The organism is Alcaligenes sp. PF14, from assembly GCF_037150615.1.
Taxonomy (GTDB): domain Bacteria; phylum Pseudomonadota; class Gammaproteobacteria; order Burkholderiales; family Burkholderiaceae_B; genus Alcaligenes; species Alcaligenes phenolicus.
Genome location: NZ_JBAGRS010000003.1, coordinates 58,416 through 79,706 on the forward strand (window position 1 = coordinate 58,416; position 21,291 = coordinate 79,706).

At 58.4% G+C, this 21,291-nt stretch carries 18 protein-coding genes; 14 read left to right on the plus strand and 4 right to left on the minus strand.

Features of this window, described 5'->3' with window-relative positions:
• Positions 1-108: 108 nt before the first annotated feature.
• A complete protein-coding gene (locus WFM49_RS07360) occupies positions 109-1,653 on the minus strand; it encodes a UbiD family decarboxylase (protein ID WP_336972586.1) in 1,545 nt (514 codons plus the stop codon).
• A 96-nt stretch (positions 1,654-1,749) separates the two neighbouring features.
• Between WFM49_RS07360 and WFM49_RS07365 the strand changes: the two genes are divergently transcribed.
• Entirely contained in the window at positions 1,750-2,589 is an 840-nt protein-coding gene (locus WFM49_RS07365) for a lytic transglycosylase domain-containing protein (protein WP_336972588.1), read from the plus strand.
• 94 nt (positions 2,590-2,683) lie between these two features.
• On the opposite strand, the gene WFM49_RS07370 is transcribed toward WFM49_RS07365, so the two are convergent.
• Positions 2,684-3,844 (minus strand): pyridoxal phosphate-dependent aminotransferase, encoded by a 1,161-nt coding sequence (locus WFM49_RS07370; RefSeq protein ID WP_022983433.1) that lies wholly within the window; start codon positions 3,842-3,844, stop codon positions 2,684-2,686.
• 142 nt (positions 3,845-3,986) lie between these two features.
• Between WFM49_RS07370 and WFM49_RS07375 the strand changes: the two genes are divergently transcribed.
• The 4 genes from WFM49_RS07375 to WFM49_RS07390 all read left to right on the plus strand — a co-directional run bounded on the left by WFM49_RS07375 (position 3,987) and on the right by WFM49_RS07390 (position 9,069).
• Entirely contained in the window at positions 3,987-4,886 is a 900-nt protein-coding gene (locus tag WFM49_RS07375) for a hypothetical protein (RefSeq protein ID WP_336972590.1), read from the plus strand.
• 216 nt (positions 4,887-5,102) lie between these two features.
• On the plus strand, positions 5,103-7,397 hold the full coding sequence (locus tag WFM49_RS07380) for an NADP-dependent malic enzyme (RefSeq protein ID WP_336972592.1): 2,295 nt from the start codon (positions 5,103-5,105) through the stop codon (positions 7,395-7,397).
• Between the two features lie 8 nt (positions 7,398-7,405).
• Entirely contained in the window at positions 7,406-8,602 is a 1,197-nt protein-coding gene (locus tag WFM49_RS07385; protein WP_009455143.1) for a patatin-like phospholipase family protein, read from the plus strand.
• A complete protein-coding gene (locus WFM49_RS07390) occupies positions 8,602-9,069 on the plus strand; it encodes a barstar family protein (RefSeq protein ID WP_009455142.1) in 468 nt (155 codons plus the stop codon). The genes WFM49_RS07385 and WFM49_RS07390 overlap by 1 nt, the downstream gene beginning before the upstream one ends.
• A gap of 3 nt (positions 9,070-9,072) precedes the next feature.
• Here WFM49_RS07390 and WFM49_RS07395 read toward each other — a convergent pair whose 3' ends face one another.
• Positions 9,073-9,801 (minus strand): 16S rRNA (uracil(1498)-N(3))-methyltransferase, encoded by a 729-nt coding sequence (locus WFM49_RS07395; RefSeq protein WP_251197166.1) that lies wholly within the window; start codon positions 9,799-9,801, stop codon positions 9,073-9,075.
• A gap of 194 nt (positions 9,802-9,995) precedes the next feature.
• On the opposite strand from WFM49_RS07395, the gene tkt reads away from it, so the two are divergent.
• The 3 genes from tkt (at position 9,996) to WFM49_RS07410 (ending at position 14,320) form a co-directional block, all read left to right on the plus strand.
• The gene (tkt, locus tag WFM49_RS07400; RefSeq protein ID WP_035271142.1) at positions 9,996-12,041 is read left to right on the plus strand and encodes a transketolase; all 2,046 of its coding nucleotides are present in this window, start codon (positions 9,996-9,998) and stop codon (positions 12,039-12,041) included.
• A gap of 12 nt (positions 12,042-12,053) precedes the next feature.
• The gene (gene gap, locus WFM49_RS07405; protein ID WP_336972599.1) at positions 12,054-13,067 is read left to right on the plus strand and encodes a type I glyceraldehyde-3-phosphate dehydrogenase; all 1,014 of its coding nucleotides are present in this window, start codon (positions 12,054-12,056) and stop codon (positions 13,065-13,067) included.
• A 62-nt stretch (positions 13,068-13,129) separates the two neighbouring features.
• Positions 13,130-14,320 carry a phosphoglycerate kinase gene (locus WFM49_RS07410; RefSeq protein WP_336972601.1) on the plus strand — a complete coding sequence of 397 codons (1,191 nt, stop codon included), beginning with the start codon at positions 13,130-13,132 and terminating at the stop codon, positions 14,318-14,320.
• Positions 14,321-14,390: 70 nt separating this feature from the next.
• Here the strand turns inward: WFM49_RS07410 and WFM49_RS07415 are convergent, their stop codons facing one another.
• Positions 14,391-15,233 carry an NAD-dependent epimerase/dehydratase family protein gene (locus WFM49_RS07415; protein WP_336972603.1) on the minus strand — a complete coding sequence of 281 codons (843 nt, stop codon included), beginning with the start codon at positions 15,231-15,233 and terminating at the stop codon, positions 14,391-14,393.
• Positions 15,234-15,308: 75 nt separating this feature from the next.
• On the opposite strand from WFM49_RS07415, the gene WFM49_RS07420 reads away from it, so the two are divergent.
• The 6 genes from WFM49_RS07420 (at position 15,309) to purE (ending at position 21,278) form a co-directional block, all read left to right on the plus strand.
• A complete protein-coding gene (locus WFM49_RS07420) occupies positions 15,309-16,751 on the plus strand; it encodes an aldehyde dehydrogenase family protein (RefSeq protein ID WP_083054125.1) in 1,443 nt (480 codons plus the stop codon).
• Positions 16,752-16,887: 136 nt separating this feature from the next.
• The gene (locus WFM49_RS07425) at positions 16,888-17,646 is read left to right on the plus strand and encodes an SDR family oxidoreductase (RefSeq protein WP_009455130.1); all 759 of its coding nucleotides are present in this window, start codon (positions 16,888-16,890) and stop codon (positions 17,644-17,646) included.
• Between the two features lie 80 nt (positions 17,647-17,726).
• Positions 17,727-18,356, plus strand: coding sequence for a molybdopterin adenylyltransferase (gene mog, locus WFM49_RS07430; RefSeq protein ID WP_250756747.1), 630 nt, complete (start codon positions 17,727-17,729; stop codon positions 18,354-18,356).
• 81 nt (positions 18,357-18,437) lie between these two features.
• Entirely contained in the window at positions 18,438-19,502 is a 1,065-nt protein-coding gene (gene fba / locus WFM49_RS07435) for a class II fructose-bisphosphate aldolase (RefSeq protein ID WP_009455128.1), read from the plus strand.
• 139 nt (positions 19,503-19,641) lie between these two features.
• Positions 19,642-20,523, plus strand: a complete 882-nt coding sequence (locus WFM49_RS07440) for a phosphoribosylaminoimidazolesuccinocarboxamide synthase (protein WP_009455127.1) — start codon at positions 19,642-19,644, stop codon at positions 20,521-20,523.
• A 242-nt stretch (positions 20,524-20,765) separates the two neighbouring features.
• Entirely contained in the window at positions 20,766-21,278 is a 513-nt protein-coding gene (gene purE / locus WFM49_RS07445; RefSeq protein ID WP_009455126.1) for a 5-(carboxyamino)imidazole ribonucleotide mutase, read from the plus strand.
• The last annotated feature ends 13 nt before the right edge of the window (positions 21,279-21,291 follow it).

Below are 21,291 nucleotides of genomic sequence, written 5' to 3' on the forward strand. Positions count from 1 at the left end.
GCGGTGACTGGCCCGCATTGAAGAGCTGAATAAAACAAAGACCATGCACCGTTGCGGTGATGGTCTTTGTTTGTTTTTGGAATGCACCATATGAAGGCGCGTTCTGGCTTACAGCCCCAGCGAACTCCACATATCGTCCACTTTCTTCTTGGTGGACTCATCCATCTGGATAGGCGTACCCCATTCGCGCTGGGTTTCTCCGGGCCATTTATTGGTGGCATCCATGCCCATCTTGCCGCCCAGTCCCGAAACGGGCGAGGCAAAGTCCAGATAGTCGATAGGCGTGTTTTCCACCAGCACGGTATCGCGTACCGGGTCCATACGGGTAGTCATGGCCCAGATCACTTCTTTCCAGTCGCGCGTGTTCACATCCTCGTCCACCACCACGATGAACTTGGTGTACATGAACTGGCGCAAGATGCTCCAGACACCAAACATCACGCGCTTGGCATGGCCTGCGTATTGCTTGCGAATTGACACCACGGCCAGGCGGTAGCTGCAGCCCTCGGGAGGCAGGTAGAAGTCCACAATTTCAGGCAACTGTTTACGCAGCAGGGGCACAAAGACTTCGTTCAGCGCAACGCCCAGAACGGCAGGCTCATCGGGCGGCTTGCCGGTGTAGGTGCTGTGGTAAATCGGGTTGCGGCGCATGGTGATGCGCTCGACAGTAAAGACCGGGAACCAGTCCTGCTCGTTGTAGTAGCCGGTGTGGTCGCCGTAAGGGCCTTCCAGTGCCATTTCGTAGCTGCTGTCTGCGGGCGGCTTCATCCCTTCAGGCACCTCGGGGGCCAAGGCATCCGGGTGATTGCTGGGCAGGATATGGCCTTCCAGCACAATCTCGGCCCAGGCGGGGACAGACAAGTCGCTACCCAGGGCTTTGGCCACTTCGGTGCGCGAGCCGCGCAGCAAACCGGCAAACTGGTATTCGGACAGACTATCGGGCACGGGGGTGACCGCACCCAGAATGGTGGCGGGGTCGGTGCCCAGGGCAACGGCAATCGGGAAAGGTTTGCCGGGGTTGGTCAGTGCATGATCGCGGAAGTCCAAGGCACCGCCACGGTGGGACAACCAGCGCATGATGAGCTTGTTACGGCCAATCAGCTGCTGACGGTAAATACCCAGGTTCTGACGCTTGGCATGAGGGCCTTTGGTAATCACCAAGCCCCAGGTCAGCAAAGGAGCCACGTCGCCGGGCCAGCACAGCTGCAAGGGGATCTGGTTCAGGTCCACGTCCTTGCCTTCCAGCACTACTTCCTGGCACGCGGGAGAGCGGACATTCTTGGGGCTCATATCCCACAGGGCGGACTTGAGCATGGACACTTTGGACAGTGCATCACGCATTCCGGTGGGGGCCTGTGGCTCTTTCAGATTGGCCAGTAGTTCGCCAGTGTTGCGTAATGCCGACACATCCTGTGCACCCATGCCCCAGGCGACGCGTTGTGGCGTGCCGAACAAATTGGCCAGGACAGGCATGGCGGCTTTGGAGCCTTGATGCTGGGCGTTTTCAAACAAAAGCGCCGGTCCACCGGCACGCAGTACCCGGTCACTGATTTCAGTCATTTCCAGCGAGGTGGAAACTGGCTGCGTAATCCGTTTCAGATCGCCCTTGGCTTCCAACTGGGCAATAAAGTCTCTCAAGTCACGGTATTTCACAGAAGAACGGGGCTCCGCTTGCAGATATTTTTGGTTAAGACCTTGAACAGGTTCTAAGGTTAACATCGGGCAGTTAGCAATACTAAGGATGATCCCATGGGCTTCCAAGATATGGACTATGTACTTAGTCGCTCGGCCCGCACCCTGACGTATCGCATCGGTGAGTTTGTGCACGTGTGTGCCATGTACCTGGGCATTGCCGTACTGGTGACGATTGCAGCCTGTGTGGTTGTGCCGTCGATGCGCGCTCAGTTTAACCAGCTTTATACCGGTCTCGTGCAAACCCTGCGCCCCGAGGCGGTGAAATACGATGCGTACAGCCAGGCAGTCTGGCCAGCGGACAAGACAGAGCCCAACCTGTCCGAAGAGGGCGAAGACTTGAGCCAGACAGAACAGCAGCAAGCTGTCTCTACTTATCAGGGCTTTATGAAGAACCTGCGTGCTTCGGTCACCGGGCAGCCCATTGCGGGCGTTACGGCGGCTCAGCAGCAGGCCTTGCGCAGCTATTTGGCGCGCAAGTACAAGATTGCCTATTCGGTGGCGGGGGCCTTGATCCACACCGCTTTTATTGTTGGCAAGGAAAAGAACCTGGACCCGCAATTGATTCTGGCGGTGATCGCCATTGAGTCACGCTACAACCCCTATGCGGAAAGTCATGTAGGTGCGCAGGGCCTGATGCAGGTGATGACCAAAGTCCATAAAGAGAAGTTCGATATCTATATGGAAGGGACGTTGGCGGTGCTGAGCCCCGAGGCAAATATTCGGGTGGGTGCGCAGATTCTGTCGGACTGTATTCGCCGCCGAGGGTCTCTTGAAGGTGGCCTGGCCTGTTATGTGGGCGCAACCGGGCCTAGCGATGGCGGCTATGGCGCGAAGGTGCTGGCTGAACGTCGCCGTATTGCCTTGGCCTCGGGCATTCCGATCCGGGCACGCTAAGTGGTCTGAATGGAAAAAGAAATCGGGCCTTGCGGCCCGAAATACTTTACTGGTGTCGGGCTGCACTGCCCGGCAGACTGAAACGATGCCGGGTTTAGCGGCCCAGAAATTGTCCCAGACGACTGATCGCTTCCTGCAAGCGGTCCATGCCAGTGGCGTAGGACAGGCGCAAGGTATAAGGTGCGTGGGCCGTACCGAAGTCCCGGCCCGGCACAGCGGCCACTCCGGCCTCGTGCAGTAGTTGCTGCGAGAAGGCATCGCTGTCCTGACTGTATTCACGAATATCCGTATAAATATAGAAAGCGCCGTCAGGGCGGACGGGCACGCGCAGGCCCAGACGCTCCAGCTCGGGCAGCAGATAATCACGACGCTGCTTGAAGGCCAGGCGACGCTCTTCATAAATCGCCATGGTTTCAGGCTCGAAGCAGGCCAGGGCGGCATGTTGGGCCAGGGAGGGAGCGCAAATTGCCAGACTGGCAGCCATGCGCTCGCAAGCCTCTGTCATCCAGGTGGGCAGGATCAACCAGCCCAGACGCCAGCCCGTCATGTGGAAGTACTTGGAAAAGCTATTGATAACAATAATGTCCTGATCCAGGGTCAGGGCGCTGAGCGGTGCTTCTTCATAAAACAGACCCAGATAAATCTCGTCCATGATGATGAAGCCGTCACGGGCGCGCACTTCCTTGATCAGTTCTTGCAGGGCAAGGCGGGAAATCGTTGCGCCGGTGGGATTGTTGGGCGACGCAATCAGAACGCCGCGGGTCTTGGGGCCCCAGTGCTCGCGAATATGCTGGGCACTTAGTTGAAAGCGTTCCTCCGCCGAGGCCGGGATCAGGCGGGCCGTACCACCGGCTGCCATGATGAAGTTCTGGTTGGCCGGGTAGGACGGATCGGGCATCAGCACTTCGTCACCAGGATTGATCAGAGCCAGCGTAGCCAGAGACAGGGCACCGGATGCGCCAGCCGTGACCACAATACGCGAAGGGTCGACACGGGCCTGGAACTGCTGCTCGTAATACAGGGCGATGCGTTCACGTAAAGCCGTCAGACCGGCAGGGGCGGTGTACTGACTCAAGCCTTGATTACTGGCCTGATGCAGCGCATCGACCACAGCTTGCGGGGCGGTGAAGTCCGGTTCGCCTATGCCCAGGCTGATAATGTCGCGGCCCGTGGCCTTCAGGGCATTAGCCTGTTTGAAGAGTTCAACAGCATGAAAAGGAAGAACATGTTCGGTACGACTGGCGAGGCGGGACATACGGCAAATCTCGGGTAAAAAGTGTATTGTAGGACCTTGCTCAAAAGGGCGTCAGGTGGCTGTGGCATGTGCGTGTGCCCTGTAGGGGTACAAACCGTCGGGCCAGTGAGACTCAAGTTTAGGTTTGTTGCAGGAAAAGTCTATGGTTTCTTCGTCGCGGCGTGCATTTTTGATGGGGCGTCGTCCTCCCCAAACAGCGTGGCAGACATTTTGTTCACGTCTGAAAGCTCGGGTTCAAGGTGAGTGGTCAGAATTCAGTGCGGAACCGGATCACGAGCAGGCTCGTCTGGAGCCTGCCTCCAGCGCGGATGTCCATATGGTGTTGACGCTGGCCGCCGAGTACGGTGTGACGGTGTGTCTGGAAGGGGTGCCGCAGGCCAGTGAAACCGATGGTCCCTTGATTGTTCTGGCACCGGGCCGACAGATGGCCCGCTGCGACCGTCTGGAACCCAACTCCAATCGCTGGTTTGTTCAGCCTGGCTGTCTGCTGGGTGAAATGGAAGCCAAAGGTTTTCAAGGACTGGCCAATGCGCCTGCCGGGATGACCGTGGCCGCCTGGCTGGCGGATCGACGCCAGCATGATTGGCCCACAGGTCGTACTGCCTTGTCGGGCGTGTTGCATTGCTCGGTCATTCTGGCTGACAACACGCAGGCAGCCTTGGGTCCCTTTGGTCAGGAAAACCGCAACCCGCTTGATAGCCTGCGCATGCAGCAATTGATTCCGGCCCTGTTCCAATTGATGGGCGAATCCGAAACCCAAGCCTTGAGACAGGAACAATGGCCTTGCCGCTACCGCCTGGATGCGCTGGAGCCGATGGAAGGCGAGGGCATCAATCTGGCTCATCTGATGCTGGGCCACGGCGGTGATTTGGCCTGGGTGGAATGGCTGGTGCTGGATGATGCCGTTTTAAGCGGCTCGGACCCGCAAGATTGGTCCTGGCCGAATCAGGAGCAGTCCTGGCAAGCTCAGGATGTGGATAGCCGCATCAAAGCGCTGTTTGATCCAGCGGACCGATTTTCCTATCCGGGCCAGACGCTGTAAGTTTGTCCAGGCCTGTGCTTGACCCATGTTGTAACTCAAGGGCTAGAATGGTCCTTGCTTTGGCCTTGAGGGCCAGGCAAGGTGACCGGGGTTTCGGAGACAAGAACAGCATTCAGCGTATCAAGCCACGCGCTTGTTTGAATTCACGCTGACAGGCAATGGCAGCGCTCTGGCGATCCCGGTCCGTTTTGAATGGATTTTTGGGTAGGTATAAGCATGGACGCCAATTTTCGGAAAGCAGCCCTGGAATATCACGAGCAGGGCAGACCCGGAAAGTTATCGGTCACGCCGACCAAGCAACTCTCCAACCAGCGCGATCTGGCACTGGCCTATTCGCCTGGGGTTGCGGCCGCTTGCGAGGAGATCGTCAACGACCCGCAAAATGCCTTTCGCTACACCGGTCGGGGCAATCTGGTTGGGGTGATTTCCAACGGCACCGCTGTGCTGGGCCTGGGCAATATTGGCGCGCTGGCTTCCAAGCCGGTCATGGAAGGCAAGGCCGTGCTATTCAAGAGCTTTGCGGGTCTGGATGTCTTTGATATCGAGATCAATGAAACCGACCCAGACAAGCTGGTGGACATTATTGCAGGTCTGGAGCCGACCTTTGGCGGCATCAATCTGGAAGACATTAAAGCACCCGAGTGTTTCGAGGTGGAGCGCAAGCTGCGCCAGCGCATGAGCATTCCTGTCTTTCACGATGACCAGCATGGCACCGCCATTTGTGTGACAGCAGCCTTCTTGAATGGCTTGAGCGTTGTTGAAAAAGACATCAAGCAGGTCAAGGTGGTGACTTCTGGGGCCGGTGCGGCCGCGCTGGCTTGCCTGGACCTGATGATTGATATGGGTTTGCCGCTGGAAAATATCTGGGTGACGGATATTGATGGTGTGCTGTACGAAGGCCGCCCCGGCAATCCCGTACCCGAGCTGGCCCGCTTCGCGAAACAGACCGATGCCCGTACCCTGAATGATGTGATTGATGGGGCCGATGTCTTTCTGGGCCTGTCCGCTGGTGGTGTGCTCAAGCCCGAAATGTTGAAGAAGATGGCCGCCCGGCCATTGATTCTGGCCCTGGCCAATCCTAACCCCGAGATTCTGCCCGAAGACGCTCACGCCGTGCGCGACGACGTGGTCATGGCAACTGGCCGTTCGGATTACCCGAACCAGGTCAACAACGTGCTGTGCTTCCCCTATATCTTCCGTGGCGCGCTGGACGTAGGCGCCACCACGATTACACGCGGCATGGAAAAAGCCGCTGTGCTGGCCATTTGTCAGCTGGCACGCGAAGAGCAGGACGAAGGGGTTGCGGCTGCCTATGGGCTGGAGGAAGTGTCTTTTGGGCCCTCCTTCTTTATTCCCCGTCCTTTTGACTCGCGCCTGATCGTCCGCATTGCTCCTGCCGTTGCCAAGGCAGCGATGGAGGAAGGCGTGGCGACGCGTCCGATTGCGGACCTGAAAAGCTATATCTATCAGCTGCGTCAGTTCGTTTACAAGTCCGGCTCCTTCATGAAGCCCATCTATTCGCTGGCCCGTGGCCTGGTGCAGGACGGCGCCAAGTCTCGTGTGGTCTTTACTGAGGGCGAGGACGAGCGTGTGCTGCGCGCCGTGCAGATTATTGTGGATGAAGGTTTGGCCAGCCCGATTCTGGTGGGGCGTCCGGCTGTCCTGCAGCAGCGTATTGAACGCTATGGCCTGCGCCTGCGTTTGGGCATTGATGTGGAAGTGACCAACCCCGAACAGGATGATCGTTTCCACCGTTACTGGACCAGCTATTGGGAAATCATGTCCCGTCGCGGTATCAGTAAAGAGATGGCGCGTGTGGAAATGCGTCGTCGCCCAACCTTGATCGGCGCCATGATGCTGCACCTGGGTGATGCCGATGGCATGATCTGTGGCACGGTGGGCCGTTACGAGAACCATCTGGAGCTGGTCGATCAGGTGATTGGCAAGGCACCCGGCGTGGAAACGTATGCGGCCATGAATATTCTGCTGCTTAGCGAGCGTACCGTGGCCTTGACGGACACGCACGTGAACCACGATCCCGATGCAGATCAGGTAGCTGAAATCACCTTGGCGGCAGCTCGCAAGATGCGTCAGTTCAATATCGAACCCAAGGTGGCCTTGCTGTCCAGCTCCAACTTCGGCACCAATGATTCGCCTGCCGCCGTCACCATGCGGGGGGCGCTGGAGCGTGTGCGCAAGCTGGACCCCAGCCTGGAGGTGGACGGGGAAATGCACGGCGATTGCGCGCTGGATGAAAAGGCCCGCCATCAAATCCTGCCCACCTCGGCCCTGACTGGCGAGGCGAACTTGCTGGTGTGCCCGAACGTGGAGGCAGGCAATATTGCCTACAACCTGCTCAAGACGGCTGCCGGTGGTAACGTGGCAATCGGCCCCTTCCTGTTGGGGGCACGAGCACCGGTTCACATCATGACGTCCACTTCTTCGGTGCGCCGTATCGTCAATATGACGGCGGTCACGGTAGTGGATGCCAACGTCGCTACTGAAGGCTGATACCTACCATGATCCAGCGCTCTCCCGCTCCTGTGGCATTGGTCCTGAATGGGGGCGGGGCGCGCGGTGCGTATCAGGCCGGGGTGCTGGCCGGTTTGCTGGAGCTGCTGGATCCTGATCGCAATCCTCAGTTTCGCAATCCCTTCGATATTATTTGTGGCTCTTCGGCAGGCTCCATCAACGCTGCCGGATTGGCGTGCCGCGCCGACAGGCCTCATGAGGCTGTAGACCATATACAACAGCTGTGGGGCTCGTTGCGCACCAACGATATTTTTCATGCTGACCCTTTGCAGTTGCTGGCGACCAGTGTGCACTGGGTGGCCACGCTGGCCTTGGGCTGGCTGGCGCCGCGTCTGCGTGACCATGTGCCGCACTCCATGCTGGATAATTCGCCCCTGCGCGACCTGCTGGAAGAGAGCCTGGACTTCGACCGTTTGCAGCGCAATCTGGCCCAGCAGCATGTGGGCGCGCTGGCGATTACGGCAGCGGCCTACACCACGGGTGAGCACCTGACTTTCTATCAGTCTGACGAGCGTATTCGCCCCTGGACGCGCAATCTGCGCCGTGCCATCCCCGGTGTCATCGGGGTGGACCACCTGATGGCTTCCAGCGCCATTCCCTTCATGTTTCCGGCTCAGTCTCTGCAAGTGGGCAAGCAAACCCAGTGGTGCGGGGACGGGACGATGCGTCAGTTGGCACCCATCAGTCCGGCCATTCATCTGGGAGCGCACAAGGTGCTGATTGTGGGTACCGGATACGCCGACAACACCTATCACGAACAGGAATCCAGGGATCCGCCATACCCCTCTTTGGCGCAGATCAGTGGCTATGCTTTATCCAACATATTCCTCGATAGTGTGTCAACGGATATTGAGCGTATGGAACGCATCAATACATTGCTTGCCTATATGCCTGCAAATGTATTACAAAGCCAATCGCTGCGTCCTGTCAGCACGTTTGCCATCACCCCCAGCCGCTCGCTGGATGAAATTGCCACTCGGCATATTCATCAGATGCCAACTGCTGCACGTACCCTATTTCGAGTACTTGGTGTATCTTCAAAGTCCGGTCCGACCACAGGCGGTGCATTAATTTCATATTTGTTATTCGAGTCCGGCTACACCCAAGAGCTGATCGAGTTAGGAAAGACCGATACCATGAGTCGTCGTGAAGAAGTGTTAGCGTTTTTTAAGGAAGCGTCCTGATGAGCCAATCCCTGACTTTGCAAGAAGCTTTGCAACAAGGCGGTGTGCTCGACGCAACGGGCCTGACGGCTGCTGATTTTCTGGAGCAGGCACAGGACCAGGGGCTTACCGCCCTGGAAGTAAGTTGCGATCGTGCGCGCAATCGTTCCGCTGTGCTGCGAGCAGTCGCCAAGGCTGTCGATTACCCTGAATTTTTTGGTGGCAATCTGGATGCGCTCTACGATTGCCTGTGTGACACCGTGCTGGATCAGAAAGCAGGCCTGGCCCTGTGGCTGGACAATCTGCACAGTGGTGATCCTGCATTGGAAAAAGACGCCCAGGCTATTTTGGGCGTGTGTGAAGATGTGCATGCCTGGGCCTCGAATAACGAGCGCCGTTTTGTATGTGTCGTTCTGCACGCTGGCAAGCATCCTGACCCTGAACCGGGTGAGACCCCTGCTTCCTACTCCAGCCAGGACGAAGAATAAGCCTTATTCCCAGCCTTGCAAGGCGCTGATCGCTGCTGTCAGCGCCAAGGCGGCGGTTTCGGTTCGCAGCACGCGGTGCCCGAAACGAATCGCCTGAGCCTGGGCACCCAGTGCCACCTTCTGCTCTTCGGGCGACCACCCGCCTTCGGGGCCGATCATGATAGTCATGGCCTGATCTTGCGGTCCAATGGCCTGCGCCAATTGCTGGGGCGCATCGGGATCACAGAACAGATGCAGGCCAGTTTCCGCCTCGCGGAAATATTCGGCCAATGTCAGCGGCGCTGACAGCTCCATCAAGCGGTTGCGACCACACTGCTCGCTGGCCGACTCAATCACTCTTTGCCAATGGCCCATGCGCTTGGCCTGTCGCTCCGCGTTCAGTTGCAGCACGCTACGTTGCGCGCGAATCGGCACAAAGCGGCTGACGCCCATTTCCACGGCTTTTTCAATAATCCAGTCCATCTTGTCGCTGGAGGCAATGCCTTGCAGCACCGTTATGCGACCGGCCAGCTCGCGGACAGGTGTTTGGGCATCGCCCAGGCTGGCAAAGCCCTTTTTGCCATCAATGCGCAAGGTGGCGGGATACTGGGTTCCGCGCCCGTCAAACAGGACAATGTCCTGACCGTCCTTCAAACGCAGCACCCGGATAGCGTGATGCGCCAGAGCCTCGGGCAGGGCGATCTCGGTCTGGGCCGTCAAGTCCAGGGGGTGGTAGAAACGGGGAGCTGCCATATCAAGACACCATCAAGCATAAAAAACCGCACAAGCATACCGTACCCAGGCTTCGGGGAGAAAGCGCAAGGCCCCAGCTCAAGTGGGGGCGATTTAGCGCCAGCAATGCTAAAATAGCGCGTTTTATAAACTAATCAGGGCCGTGAGCCGTCCGCCTGTCGGAATTGTCGCGCCGCCGCCCCAATGAGCTTCTAATGGATATTGCGTCAGCCTCTGATAAAACCCTAGCCAATGCCATCCGTGCCTTGTCTATGGATGCCGTGCAACAAGCTAATTCGGGCCACCCCGGTGCGCCCATGGGCATGGCCGATATCGCCCAGGTTCTCTGGTCCCGGCACCTGAAACACAACCCTGCCGACCCTGCCTGGTTTGATCGCGACCGTTTTGTGTTGTCAAACGGCCACGGTTCCATGCTGATCTACGCTTTGTTGCACCTTAGTGGCTACGACCTGCCCATGGACGAGCTGCGCAACTTCCGTCAGATGCATTCACGCACTCCTGGCCACCCTGAAGTGGGTATTACCGCGGGCGTGGAAACCACCACAGGTCCTTTGGGCCAGGGTTTGGGCAATGCTGTTGGCTTCGCATTGGCTGAAGCCTTGTTGGCGCGCGAGTTCAACCGCGAAGGCCACGATGTGGTCGACCACCTGACCTGGGTTTTCGCTGGCGACGGCTGTTTGATGGAAGGTATCTCGCACGAGGCTTGCTCCTTGGCCGGTACCTGGAAACTGTCCAAGCTGGTCGTGATGTACGACGATAACGGCATCTCCATCGACGGTAAGGTCGAGAACTGGTTTGGTGACGATACGCCCGCCCGTTTTGAAAGCTACGGCTGGAACGTGATACGCGCGGTTGACGGCCACGATGCCGCTTCGATCAATAGCGCGATTGAACAGGCTCGCCGCAACGCGAAAGAGGGCACGGGTCCTACCCTGATTTGCTGCCGTACCGTGATCGGCAAGGGTGCTCCTAACGCCGCTGGTTCCGAGAAGGTTCACGGTGCCCCACTGGGCGCTGATGAAATTGCCGCCACCCGTGCAGCACTGGACTGGAACCACGGACCGTTTGAAATTCCTCAGGAAGTCTACCAAGGTTGGGATTGCCGCGAAAAAGGCGGCGCCCAGCAAGCGGAATGGCAAAAGCGCTTTGACGCTTACAGCCAGGCTTACCCTGAGCTGGCCGCAGAACTGGCTCGCCGTCTGAAAGGCGAGCTGCCTGCCGACTACAGCGCCAAAGTACAGGCCTTTATTGAAGAAACCGCTCAGAAAGCCGAAACCATTGCGTCGCGTAAAGCCTCGCAATTGGCCATTAGCGCTTTGGTCAATGTGCTGCCAGAAATGCTGGGTGGCTCGGCTGACCTGACCGGCTCGAACTTCACCGACTGGAAGGGTGCCGAAGCCGTACGTGCCCACGCCGACGGTGTGCATTTCGGTCGCCACATCAACTACGGTGTACGTGAATTCGGTATGGCCGCCATCATGAATGGTCTGGCTCTGCACGGTGGTTACCTGCCTTTTGGCGGTACCTTCCTGACTTTCTCCGACTACTCGCGCAACGCCATCCGTATGGCTGCCTTGATGAAGCAGCGTGTTGTGCACGTGTTCACCCACGACTCCATCGGTCTGGGCGAAGACGGTCCGACACACCAGTCCATCGAGCACGCCAACAGCCTGCGTTTGATCCCCAACCTGCATGTCTGGCGTCCTTGCGACACCACGGAAACGGCTGTGGCCTGGGCTTGCTCGGTCGAGCGTCCTACCAGCATCGGTATGGACGTACAGGACGGTGGTCCTAGCGCCTTGCTCTTGTCGCGCCAGAATCTGCCTTTCGTCGAGCGCGATGCGCAAACCATCCAGAACATCCGTCGTGGTGGCTACGTGCTGCGTGATGCGCAAGATGCGCGCGCCATCATCATGGCAACCGGCTCGGAAGTGGGTTTGGCGCTGCAAGCACAGGAGCAGCTGGCTCAGCAAGGTATTGCGACCCGTGTGGTGTCCATGCCTTGTACCAACCTGTTCGACGCGCAGGACAAGCAGTGGCGTGATCAGGTCCTGACACCCGGCATCCCGCGTGTTGCGGTTGAAGCCGGTACCACAGGTCTGTGGTTCAAGTACGTGGGCCTGGAAGGCGCTGTGGTGGGTATCGATACCTACGGCGAATCCGCCCCGGCTGGCGTCCTGTTCAAGCATTTTGGTCTGACAGCAGAGAAGGTCGCTGCGGCCGTTCAAGAAATTTTGTAATTGGAGTCTGACATGACGATTCGCGTCGCAATCAATGGTTATGGTCGTATCGGCCGCATGATCTTGCGTGCCCACTACGAGTACGGCAAAAAACACGATATCGAGATCGTGGCCATCAACGCCTCGGGCGGTGCCGAGATCAACGAACACCTGACTCGCTATGACTCCGTGCATGGCCGTTTCAACGCTGATGTGTCGCTGGATGGCGATCATCTGGTGGTCAACGGCGACCGTATCCGCCTGCTGAGCCAGCGCGATGCGCTGACCCTGCCTTGGGCTGAGCTGGGTGTGGACGTAGTGCTGGAATGTACCGGCGCTTTCACCACCAAGGAAAAGGCTGGTGAGCACATTCAAGCCGGTGCCAAGAAAGTCATCATCTCGGCCCCCGGTGGCAAGGATGTGGACGCCACCATCGTGTACGGCGTGAACCACGACATTCTGAAGAGCACCGATACCGTTATCTCCAACGCATCGTGCACCACCAACTGTCTGGCTCCCCTGGTTGCTACCTTGCACAAGGAACTGGGTGTGGTCAGCGGTCTGATGACCACCATCCACGCTTACACCAACGACCAGGTTCTGACCGACGTGCGTCACAAGGACATGCGCCGTGCCCGTTCGGCCACCAGCAGCATGATCCCCACCAAGACCGGCGCAGCGGCTGCTGTGGGTCTGGTGCTGCCAGAGCTGAATGGCAAGCTGGACGGTTACGCCGTGCGCGTTCCCACCATCAACGTGTCCATGGTTGACCTGACTTTCGTGGCCAGCCGCAACACCAGCGTTGAAGAAGTGAACGGTATTCTGAAAGCCGCCTCGGAAGGCGCCATGAAGGGCATTCTGGACTACTGCACCGAACCTCTGGTTTCCATCGACTTCAACCACACCACCGCTTCCAGCACGGTTGATTCCCTGCTGACCAAAGTGACCGGCGGCAATATGGTCAAAGTGGCTGCCTGGTACGACAACGAATGGGCTTTCTCCATTCGTATGCTCGACAGCACCATCGCACTGATGTCGGCCAAGTAAGATCTGAATAGCAGGGGCGGGATTTCCCGCCCCTGTCACGTTAATTCCCAGAACAAAAAATCATGTCTACAAGCATCAAGACCTTGTCTGCGCTGGCCGAAACGGACGCGTTGCGAGGCAAGCGGGTATTTATCCGCTCTGATCTGAATGTCCCCCTGCAAGACGGACGTATTACCGAAGATACGCGCGTACGTGCCTCGGTGCCTGCCATTCGCATGGCGCTGGATGCCGGCGCAGCAGTAATGGTCACGTCTCATCTGGGTCGCCCCAAAGAAGGCGAGTGCCAGCCTGTGGATTCGCTGGAACCCGTGGTGCAACGTTTGTCCGAGTTGCTGGGCATGCCCGTTGAGCTGCGTCGCAATTGGCTGGATGGCGTGCAAGTGTCGCCCGGTCAAGTGGTCTTGCTGGAGAACTGCCGCTGCAATGTGGGTGAGAAGAAGAACGATCCTGAGTTGGCTCGCAAAATGGCGGCTTTGTGTGACGTTTACGTAAACGACGCCTTCGGTACGGCTCACCGTGCTGAAGCGACTACCGAAGGTATCGCCCGCTTTGCTCCCGTGGCTTGTGCCGGTCCTTTGCTGGAAGCCGAGTTGAAGGCCCTGGGACGTGCCCTGAACCAGCCTGCCCGTCCTCTGGTCGCGATTGTGGGTGGTGCCAAGGTGTCCACCAAACTGTCCATTCTGCGCGCTTTGGCTGAAAAAGTTGACCAACTGGTGGTCGGTGGCGGCATTGCCAATACCTTCATGATGGCTAGTGGCCTGTCCGTGGGCAAATCCCTGGTGGAAGAAAGCCAGTTGGAAGAAGCCTGTGAAGTGATCCGCATCATGAAAGAGCGCGGCGCAGAAGTGCCTATCCCGGTGGATGTGGTGTGCGCCAAGTCCTTTGCTGCTGATGCCGCGGCTGAAATCAAGGCTGCTGATCAGGTCCAGGACGATGACATGATTCTGGACGTGGGCCCGCAAACGGCTCAGCAGATCGCTGACATCATTGCCAAGGCTGGCACCGTGGTCTGGAACGGCCCTCTGGGCGTGTTCGAATTCCCCGCCTTCGCACAAGGCACGGAAACCCTGTCGCGTGCGATTGCAGGCTCCAAGGCTTTCTCGATTGCGGGCGGTGGTGACACCCTGGCAGCGATTGCCCAGTTCAATATTGGTGAAGACGTGGATTACATCTCCACGGGCGGCGGTGCCTTCCTGGAATTCCTGGAAGGCAAGCGCTTGCCGGCCGTGGCTGCGTTGGAAGACAAGGCTTAAGCCAGTCTTTGCTTCGTCAGAAAAAGCCAGTCAACGAACGTTGGCTGGCTTTTTTGTTGGATCTGAAAGTTTACGCCCCATCTTTAATCAACTGTGCATACCCCTGTAGGGCGTCGGGCCAGTCCAGCTGAAAGCCGCTGTCCAGCAGTCGCTGGTTGCTCAGGCGCTTGCCACCTTCGGTGGACTGACGCCGTTCGGGGTGGGCTACTTCCAGCAGATCCGCCAGTCCGTCGTAAAGCTCAGTAATCCGGTAAGGTCGGCTGTCCGTACCTATATAGCAAGGGAAGGGCGCGGGAGTGCGCAGCAGGTGCCAGCAGGCGCGCGCGGCGTCTTCAATATGCAGGCGGTTGGCCCAGTGCTCCGGGTCGTCCGGCACGGTGGCACGGCCTTCACGCAGGCGGTCCAGCAATTGGGTACGCCCTGGCCCGTACAGGCCGCTGGGGCGGATGACGACGGCTTGGGCCGGGATGCGGTGGTGCAGCAGCTGCTCGGCCTCCAGCAGTACTCGGCCATTGAATTGCGTAGGCTCTGTGGGCGAGTTCTCGTCCACCCATTCAGTGCTCGGCCCGTAGACGGCGCTGGACGATACAAAGACAAAGCGTTTCAGGACTTTCAGGTCCAGCTCGTTGAGCAGGTTTTCCAGGCCGTGCAGAAATACTCGTTCGTAAGCTGCCTGGCTACGCTGGTCGGGAGAGACGGCGTAAAGTACGTGGGTGATTTTACGGTGCTTCAGGCGCAGGGAGGTGGGCTCGCTCAGATCAGCTTCCACCCATTCGATCCCGCTGTGATCGTCCAGGGGAACATGACGGCGCAGGCCGATCACCGGCCATTCGTGATGGCGGGCCAGCATCCCGGTGCGGGTGCCCAGATCGCCAGCGCCCGCTAAGAGCAAAGTACGTTGTCGAGAGTCCAAAGCAGCAGGTCCTTGAGTAGAATGATCTCGAGCAAAGCTCGATTGGCTGAGATAACAATAGCATTGGAGGCGGTCATGGAGTGTCGCAATTGGATTGACGGACAGCAACTTGGCGCGGAGGGCGGTGGTTTGCTACCGGTTATCGACCCCTCCACAGGCGAGACCTTCGCCCGCTTGGCGCAATCGTCCGAGGTGGATATTGATTGGGCCGTACAGGCCGCCCGACGTGCCAGCCAGGGGCCGTGGAGCCGTCTGACGGCCGCCCAACGCAGCCAGTTATTGCTGCGTTGCGCTCGAACTCTGTCTGATGCCCGAGAGGAGCTGGCGCGGCTGGAATCTCGCGATACCGGCAAGCCTTTGCGTCAGGCCCAGTCCGATGCTGCTGCCATTGTCCGCTATTTTGAGTTCTATGCGGGCGCGGTGGACAAGCTGCATGGTCAAACCATCCCGCTGGGCTGGGAGATGACGGCGTTCACCTTGCGTGAACCCTTGGGCGTTACCGCGCACATCATCCCCTGGAATTACCCCTTGCAGATCTTCGGGCGCAGCGTAGCCGCGTCCCTGGCTGCGGGTAATACCTGCGTGGTGAAACCGGCAGAGGATGCCAGCCTGTCCTTGCTGCGCGTGGCCGAGTTGTTGCACGAAGCGGGTTTGCCAGCGGGAGTGCTGAATATCTGCACGGGGCTGGGTAGTGAAGCCGGGCAGGCTCTGTCTGCTCATCCGGATATCAATCACATTTCCTTTACCGGCTCTCCCGGCACAGGCCGTCAGGTGGCCTTGCAAGCAGCGCAGAATTTTGTGCCGGTCACCTTGGAGCTGGGCGGCAAGTCTCCACAAATCGTGTTCTCGGATGCGGATCTGGATGCCGCTTTGCCGGTCGTGGTCAATGCGATTGTGCAGAACGCAGGGCAGACCTGCTCTGCAGGGAGTCGAGTGCTGATTCAGCGCGCTATTTATGGCGACTTTACCGAGCGTCTGGCCGAAGCCTTCAAGGCGCTGCTGACCGGGGCGGCCAGCGACAATCTGGATTGCGGTCCCCTGATCAGCGCGCAGCAGCAAGCGCGGGTGCGTTCCTATCTGGAAAATCTGGACCAGGACGGCATTGTGGTGCTGGCGCAAGGCAAGCTGGATTCCAAGGCCCCCGCAGGCGGCTTTTACCAAGTGCCTGTTTTATTGGGCCATGTGCCTGTTGAGCATCGTCTGGCCCAGGAGGAAATTTTCGGTCCTGTTCTGGTGGCCCAGCCCTTCGGTACAGAGGAAGAAGCCATCGCCATGGCCAATGGCACGCCTTACAGTCTGGTGGCCGGGGTCTGGACCCGCGACGGGGCTCGTCAAGTGCGTATGGCCCGACAACTGCGAGCCGGGCAGGTCTTTGTGAATAATTACGGTGCGGCAGGTGGGGTGGAACTGCCTTTTGGTGGAACCGGTCAGTCCGGCATAGGCCGCGAGAAGGGCTTTGAAGCCTTGTACGCCCTGACTTCCCTGAAAACGGTTGCGCTACGTCATGCGGCCAGCTGATCGTAGGGGTATTTAGGGGTTAGCGCGGCTGTGGCGGCTCCGGTTTTCTGGCAGCATGGCAGCTGAACGCTAAACAGGTTTCACCAATGGCGGCGCAATGCCGCCATTTCTATATAAAAAGCAGAAGGAGACAAACATGCGATTGCAAGACAAAGTGGCTATCGTGACGGGCGGTGCATCGGGTTTTGGCCTGGGCATTGCACAGCGCTTTGCACGCGAAGGAGCGCGTGTACTGATTGCCGACCTGAATGCAGAGCAAGGGCAGGCCGCAGCGGCCCAGATTCAGGCACAGGGTGGTCAGGCCATTTTTGCCGCTTGCGATGTCTCGCAAGGGGACGAAGTTCATGCCCTGTTGGATATTGCCCTGCGCGAATGCGGTGGGCTGCATATTGTGGTGAACAATGCGGGCACCACGCATCGCAATAAACCGTTGCTGGAGGTCAGCGAAAGCGAGTTCGATCTGGTTTATGCCGTCAACGTGAAAAGCATTTACTGGACCGCCAAACACTTTGTGCCGTATCTGCGCGCCCAGGGCTCGGGCTCTTTCATCAATATTGCGTCTACCGCCGCCTTGCGTCCGCGCCCCGGACTGGTCTGGTACAACGGCACCAAGGGCGCGGTGGTAACGATCAGCAAGGGTATGGCGGCCGAGTTGGGGCCGGACAATATCCGGGTGAATTGCATTAATCCGGTGATTGGTGACACGGCGTTGCTGGAACAGTTCATGGGCATGCCCGATACGCCGGAAAACCGCAGCCGTTTCTTGGCGGGAATTCCGCTGGGACGTTTTTGCACACCCAAGGACGTGGCAGCGGCAGCGCTGTATCTGGCCTCGGACGAGGCCGAGTTCATTACAGGCACTTGCATCGAAGTAGACGGCGGCCGTTGTATTTAAGCCCCACTGCGATTCGTTACAATCGTGCTATTGGCAGGCCCGTTCAGGGCCTGTAGTTTATTTCGCTTCCAAGGAAAAGCATGACATTCAATCGACAGTCTCCCCGCGAGCATCCGGATCAATTGCGTATCGGCTTGGTGTCGGTTTCAGATCGCGCCTCCAGCGGACAGTACCAGGATCAAGGCATACCGGCGCTGCGCCGCTGGCTGGACTCCGCCTTGACGGTAGCGCCTGCCTATCTGGAACGGCTGATTCCCGACGAGCGTGCCCAGATTACTGACACCCTGGTCGACTTGGTGGAAGCGGGTTGCGACCTGATTTTGACTACCGGTGGCACTGGTCCGGCGCGTCGCGACGTGACGCCGGAGGCCACTCTGGACGCTGGAACGCGCGAAATGCCCGGTTTCGGTGAACAGATGCGTCAAATCAGTTTAAAATTCGTACCAACAGCGATTTTGTCGCGGCAAGTTGCGGTCATCCGAGAAATTCAGGACCACGCTGCTCTGATTATCAATCTGCCTGGGCAGCCCAAAGCCATTCAGGAAACTCTGGAAGGATTACGGGATTCAGAAACCGGACAAGTATTGGTGCCGGGTATTTTTGCAGCAGTCCCGTATTGCATCGACCTGATTGGTGGACCTTACGCACAAACTCACGAGCATGTGGTCAATGCGTTCCGCCCCAAGTCGGCGCGTCGGACCGCCAGTTAATACGCTTACAAACAATCGGCTGTGCACGGAACCGTGCCCGGCCAAGTTTTTCAATTATTTTAGTCTTCAGGAGGTCTTCTCATGGCCCTAGTTTCCATGCGCCAGCTGCTCGATCACGCGGCCGAGCACGGTTATGGTATTCCAGCGTTCAACGTCAATAACCTGGAGCAGGTCCAGGCCATTATGGAAGCCGCCTCGGAGACGGATAGCCCCGTCATCATGCAGGCATCGGCCGGCGCCCGTAAATACGCAGGCGAAGCGTTTCTGCGTCACCTGATCGAAGCTGCTGTCGAGTCCTACCCCAACATCCCTGTGGTGATGCACCAGGACCACGGCCAGTCCCCCGAGATTTGCAAAGGCGCCATCGAACTGGGTTTCTCCAGTGTGATGATGGACGGCTCCTTGCTGCCCGACGGCAAGACCATTGCCGATTTTGAATACAACGTGGAAGTTACCCGCAAAGTGGTCGAAATGGCTCACAAGCTGGGCGTGACCGTTGAAGGCGAACTGGGCTGCCTGGGTTCCCTGGAAACCATGCAGGGCGACAAGGAAGACGGTCACGGTGCTGACGGCGTTCTGACTCTGGACCAGTTGTTGACCGACCCCGAGCAGGCCGCTGAGTTTGTGACACGCACTCAACTGGATGCACTGGCCATCGCCATCGGTACCAGCCACGGTGCTTACAAGTTCACCCGCAAGCCTACCGGCGACATTTTGTCCATCGAGCGCGTGAAAGAAATTCACCGTCGTTTGCCCAATACTCACCTGGTCATGCACGGCAGCTCCAGCGTGCCTCAGGAACTGCTGGCTGAAATCCGCCAGTTCGGTGGCAACATGAAAGAAACCTACGGCGTGCCTGTGGAAGAAATTCAGGAAGCCATCAAGTACGGTGTGCGCAAGGTCAATATCGACACCGATATCCGTTTGGCCATGACCGCTGCCATCCGTCGTTTCCTGTTCGAAAACCCGGAGAAATTCGACCCACGCGAATACCTGAAACCTGCTCGCGAAGCCGCCAAGAAAGTGTGCGTGGCCCGCTACCAGCAGTTTGGTGCCGCCGGTCAGGCCTCCAAGATCAAGGCCATTCCTTTGCAGGAAATCGCCCGCCAGTACAGCACCGGCGAGTTGTCCCAGATCGTTCAGTAATTTTGTCAGGCGGAGCAGGAGTGGGCAGCACGACTGCCCGCCCCGGTCTCCGCGTCTTTGCCCGGTGCCGCAGGCGCCGGGATTGTCGTCCCGCCTGCATCCATAGTCAGCGGGATGTTTTCGTTTTAAGGATGAAATCGTGCAAGAGCCCTTACATCAATCCAGCCTGAGCTCCCTGCCGCTACTCGCGCGCGGCAAAGTTCGGGACATGTATGCGGTGGGTGAGGACAAGTTGTTGATTGTGGCCAGTGATCGCATTTCGGCATTCGATGTGATTCTGGACGACCCCATTCCCGGCAAGGGCGCTGTCTTGACGCAGATGACCGAGTTCTGGCTGAACAAGCTGGCGCACATCATCCCTAATCACACGACGGGCGTGAACCCGGTTGATGTGGTGGCGCCTGAAGAGCGCGCCCAAGTGGAAGGCCGCTCCATGGTGGTCAAGCGCTTGAAGCCCATCATGGTGGAAGCCGTGGCTCGTGGTTATCTGATTGGTTCGGGCTGGAAAGACTACCAGGCTACCGGCGCGGTATGTGGCATCACCTTGCCGGCTGGCCTGAAGCAAGCGGCCAAGCTGCCTCATGTGCTGTTTACGCCGGCTGCCAAAGCCGAAATGGGCTCGCATGACGAGAACGTGGATTTCGCCCACGTGGTCAAGGAAGTGGGTCAGGAACTGGCCGAGCAGATCCGTGACGTGACCTTGCGTCTGTACACCGAAGCTGCCGACTACGCGGCCAGCCGTGGCATTCTGATTGCCGATACCAAATTTGAGTTTGGCCTGGACGATCAAGGCCAGCTGCATTTGATGGACGAAGTGCTGACCCCGGATTCCTCGCGTTTCTGGCCAGCCGACAGCTATGCCGAAGGCATCAGCCCACCGTCTTACGACAAGCAATTTGTGCGCGATTGGCTGGAAACCCAGGTTTGGGATAAGACGCCACCCGCTCCTCGCTTGCCTGCTGAGGTGGCCGAGCGTACGGCTGACAAATACCGTGAAGCCCTGGAACGCCTGACAGCGTGAACGGTTTACAGCCCGGACAGGCGCTCGCCGTAAACGAGCTGCCTGCTCGTCCTTCGCAGGGTGCCAAGCGGCTGCATGTCCTTGGACGACTTTGCCACAGCGAGCCGGGCTTTTGGGGAGGGCGATGGGCAGAGCAAAGTCTGCCTCGCCGGAAAACCCATCATTGGATGGACCCTGCTGTTTTTCTATTTACCAAGGCGCCCGGCAGCATGGCGCCTTCTTCCTTTTAGGGCGTATCTCTAATGAGCGTACAAACTCCTGCGGCCCCCACAGTGGGCATTGTGATGGGTTCCTCCAGCGACTGGGATGTCATGAGCCAGGCTGTGGCCATTCTGGACGAATTTGGCGTGTCCTATGAGTGCCGTGTGGTTTCTGCCCACCGCATGCCGATTGATATGGTGGACTATGGTGCCCAGGCTCCGGCCCGTGGCCTGAAAGCCATTATTGCCGGTGCAGGCGGCGCGGCTCACTTGCCCGGCATGCTGGCTGCCCTGACGCACTTGCCCGTGTTTGGCGTACCTGTACCTTCGCGCTACCTGCGCGGTGAAGATTCCCTGCTGTCGATTGTGCAAATGCCCAAGGGCGTGCCGGTTGCCACCTTCGCCATTGGCGAGGCTGGTGCTGCCAATGCCGCGCTGCACGTGATTGCCAATCTGGCGGTCAACGATGCTGTGCTGACTGAAAAACTGATTGCGTACCGTGCCCGCCAGACCGAGGCCGCCCGAGCTATGCGTGTTCCTCCTGCTACTGCCTGATTTTATTTTGTGA

What these genes read in the sequence shown, in the direction of transcription:
- WFM49_RS07365 (WP_336972588.1), top strand. Translation starts at nt 1,750, where the DNA reads ATGGGCTTCCAAGATATGGACTATGTACTTAGTCGCTCGGCCCGCACC.
- WFM49_RS07370 (WP_022983433.1), bottom strand. Translation starts at nt 3,844, where the DNA reads ATGTCCCGCCTCGCCAGTCGTACCGAACATGTTCTTCCTTTTCATGCT.
- WFM49_RS07375 (WP_336972590.1), top strand. Translation starts at nt 3,987, where the DNA reads ATGGTTTCTTCGTCGCGGCGTGCATTTTTGATGGGGCGTCGTCCTCCC.
- WFM49_RS07380 (WP_336972592.1), top strand. Translation starts at nt 5,103, where the DNA reads ATGGACGCCAATTTTCGGAAAGCAGCCCTGGAATATCACGAGCAGGGC.
- WFM49_RS07385 (WP_009455143.1), top strand. Translation starts at nt 7,406, where the DNA reads ATGATCCAGCGCTCTCCCGCTCCTGTGGCATTGGTCCTGAATGGGGGC.
- WFM49_RS07390 (WP_009455142.1), top strand. Translation starts at nt 8,602, where the DNA reads ATGAGCCAATCCCTGACTTTGCAAGAAGCTTTGCAACAAGGCGGTGTG.
- WFM49_RS07395 (WP_251197166.1), bottom strand. Translation starts at nt 9,801, where the DNA reads ATGGCAGCTCCCCGTTTCTACCACCCCCTGGACTTGACGGCCCAGACC.
- tkt (WP_035271142.1), top strand. Translation starts at nt 9,996, where the DNA reads ATGGATATTGCGTCAGCCTCTGATAAAACCCTAGCCAATGCCATCCGT.
- gap (WP_336972599.1), top strand. Translation starts at nt 12,054, where the DNA reads ATGACGATTCGCGTCGCAATCAATGGTTATGGTCGTATCGGCCGCATG.
- WFM49_RS07410 (WP_336972601.1), top strand. Translation starts at nt 13,130, where the DNA reads ATGTCTACAAGCATCAAGACCTTGTCTGCGCTGGCCGAAACGGACGCG.
- WFM49_RS07420 (WP_083054125.1), top strand. Translation starts at nt 15,309, where the DNA reads ATGGAGTGTCGCAATTGGATTGACGGACAGCAACTTGGCGCGGAGGGC.
- WFM49_RS07425 (WP_009455130.1), top strand. Translation starts at nt 16,888, where the DNA reads ATGCGATTGCAAGACAAAGTGGCTATCGTGACGGGCGGTGCATCGGGT.
- mog (WP_250756747.1), top strand. Translation starts at nt 17,727, where the DNA reads ATGACATTCAATCGACAGTCTCCCCGCGAGCATCCGGATCAATTGCGT.
- fba (WP_009455128.1), top strand. Translation starts at nt 18,438, where the DNA reads ATGGCCCTAGTTTCCATGCGCCAGCTGCTCGATCACGCGGCCGAGCAC.
- purE (WP_009455126.1), top strand. Translation starts at nt 20,766, where the DNA reads ATGAGCGTACAAACTCCTGCGGCCCCCACAGTGGGCATTGTGATGGGT.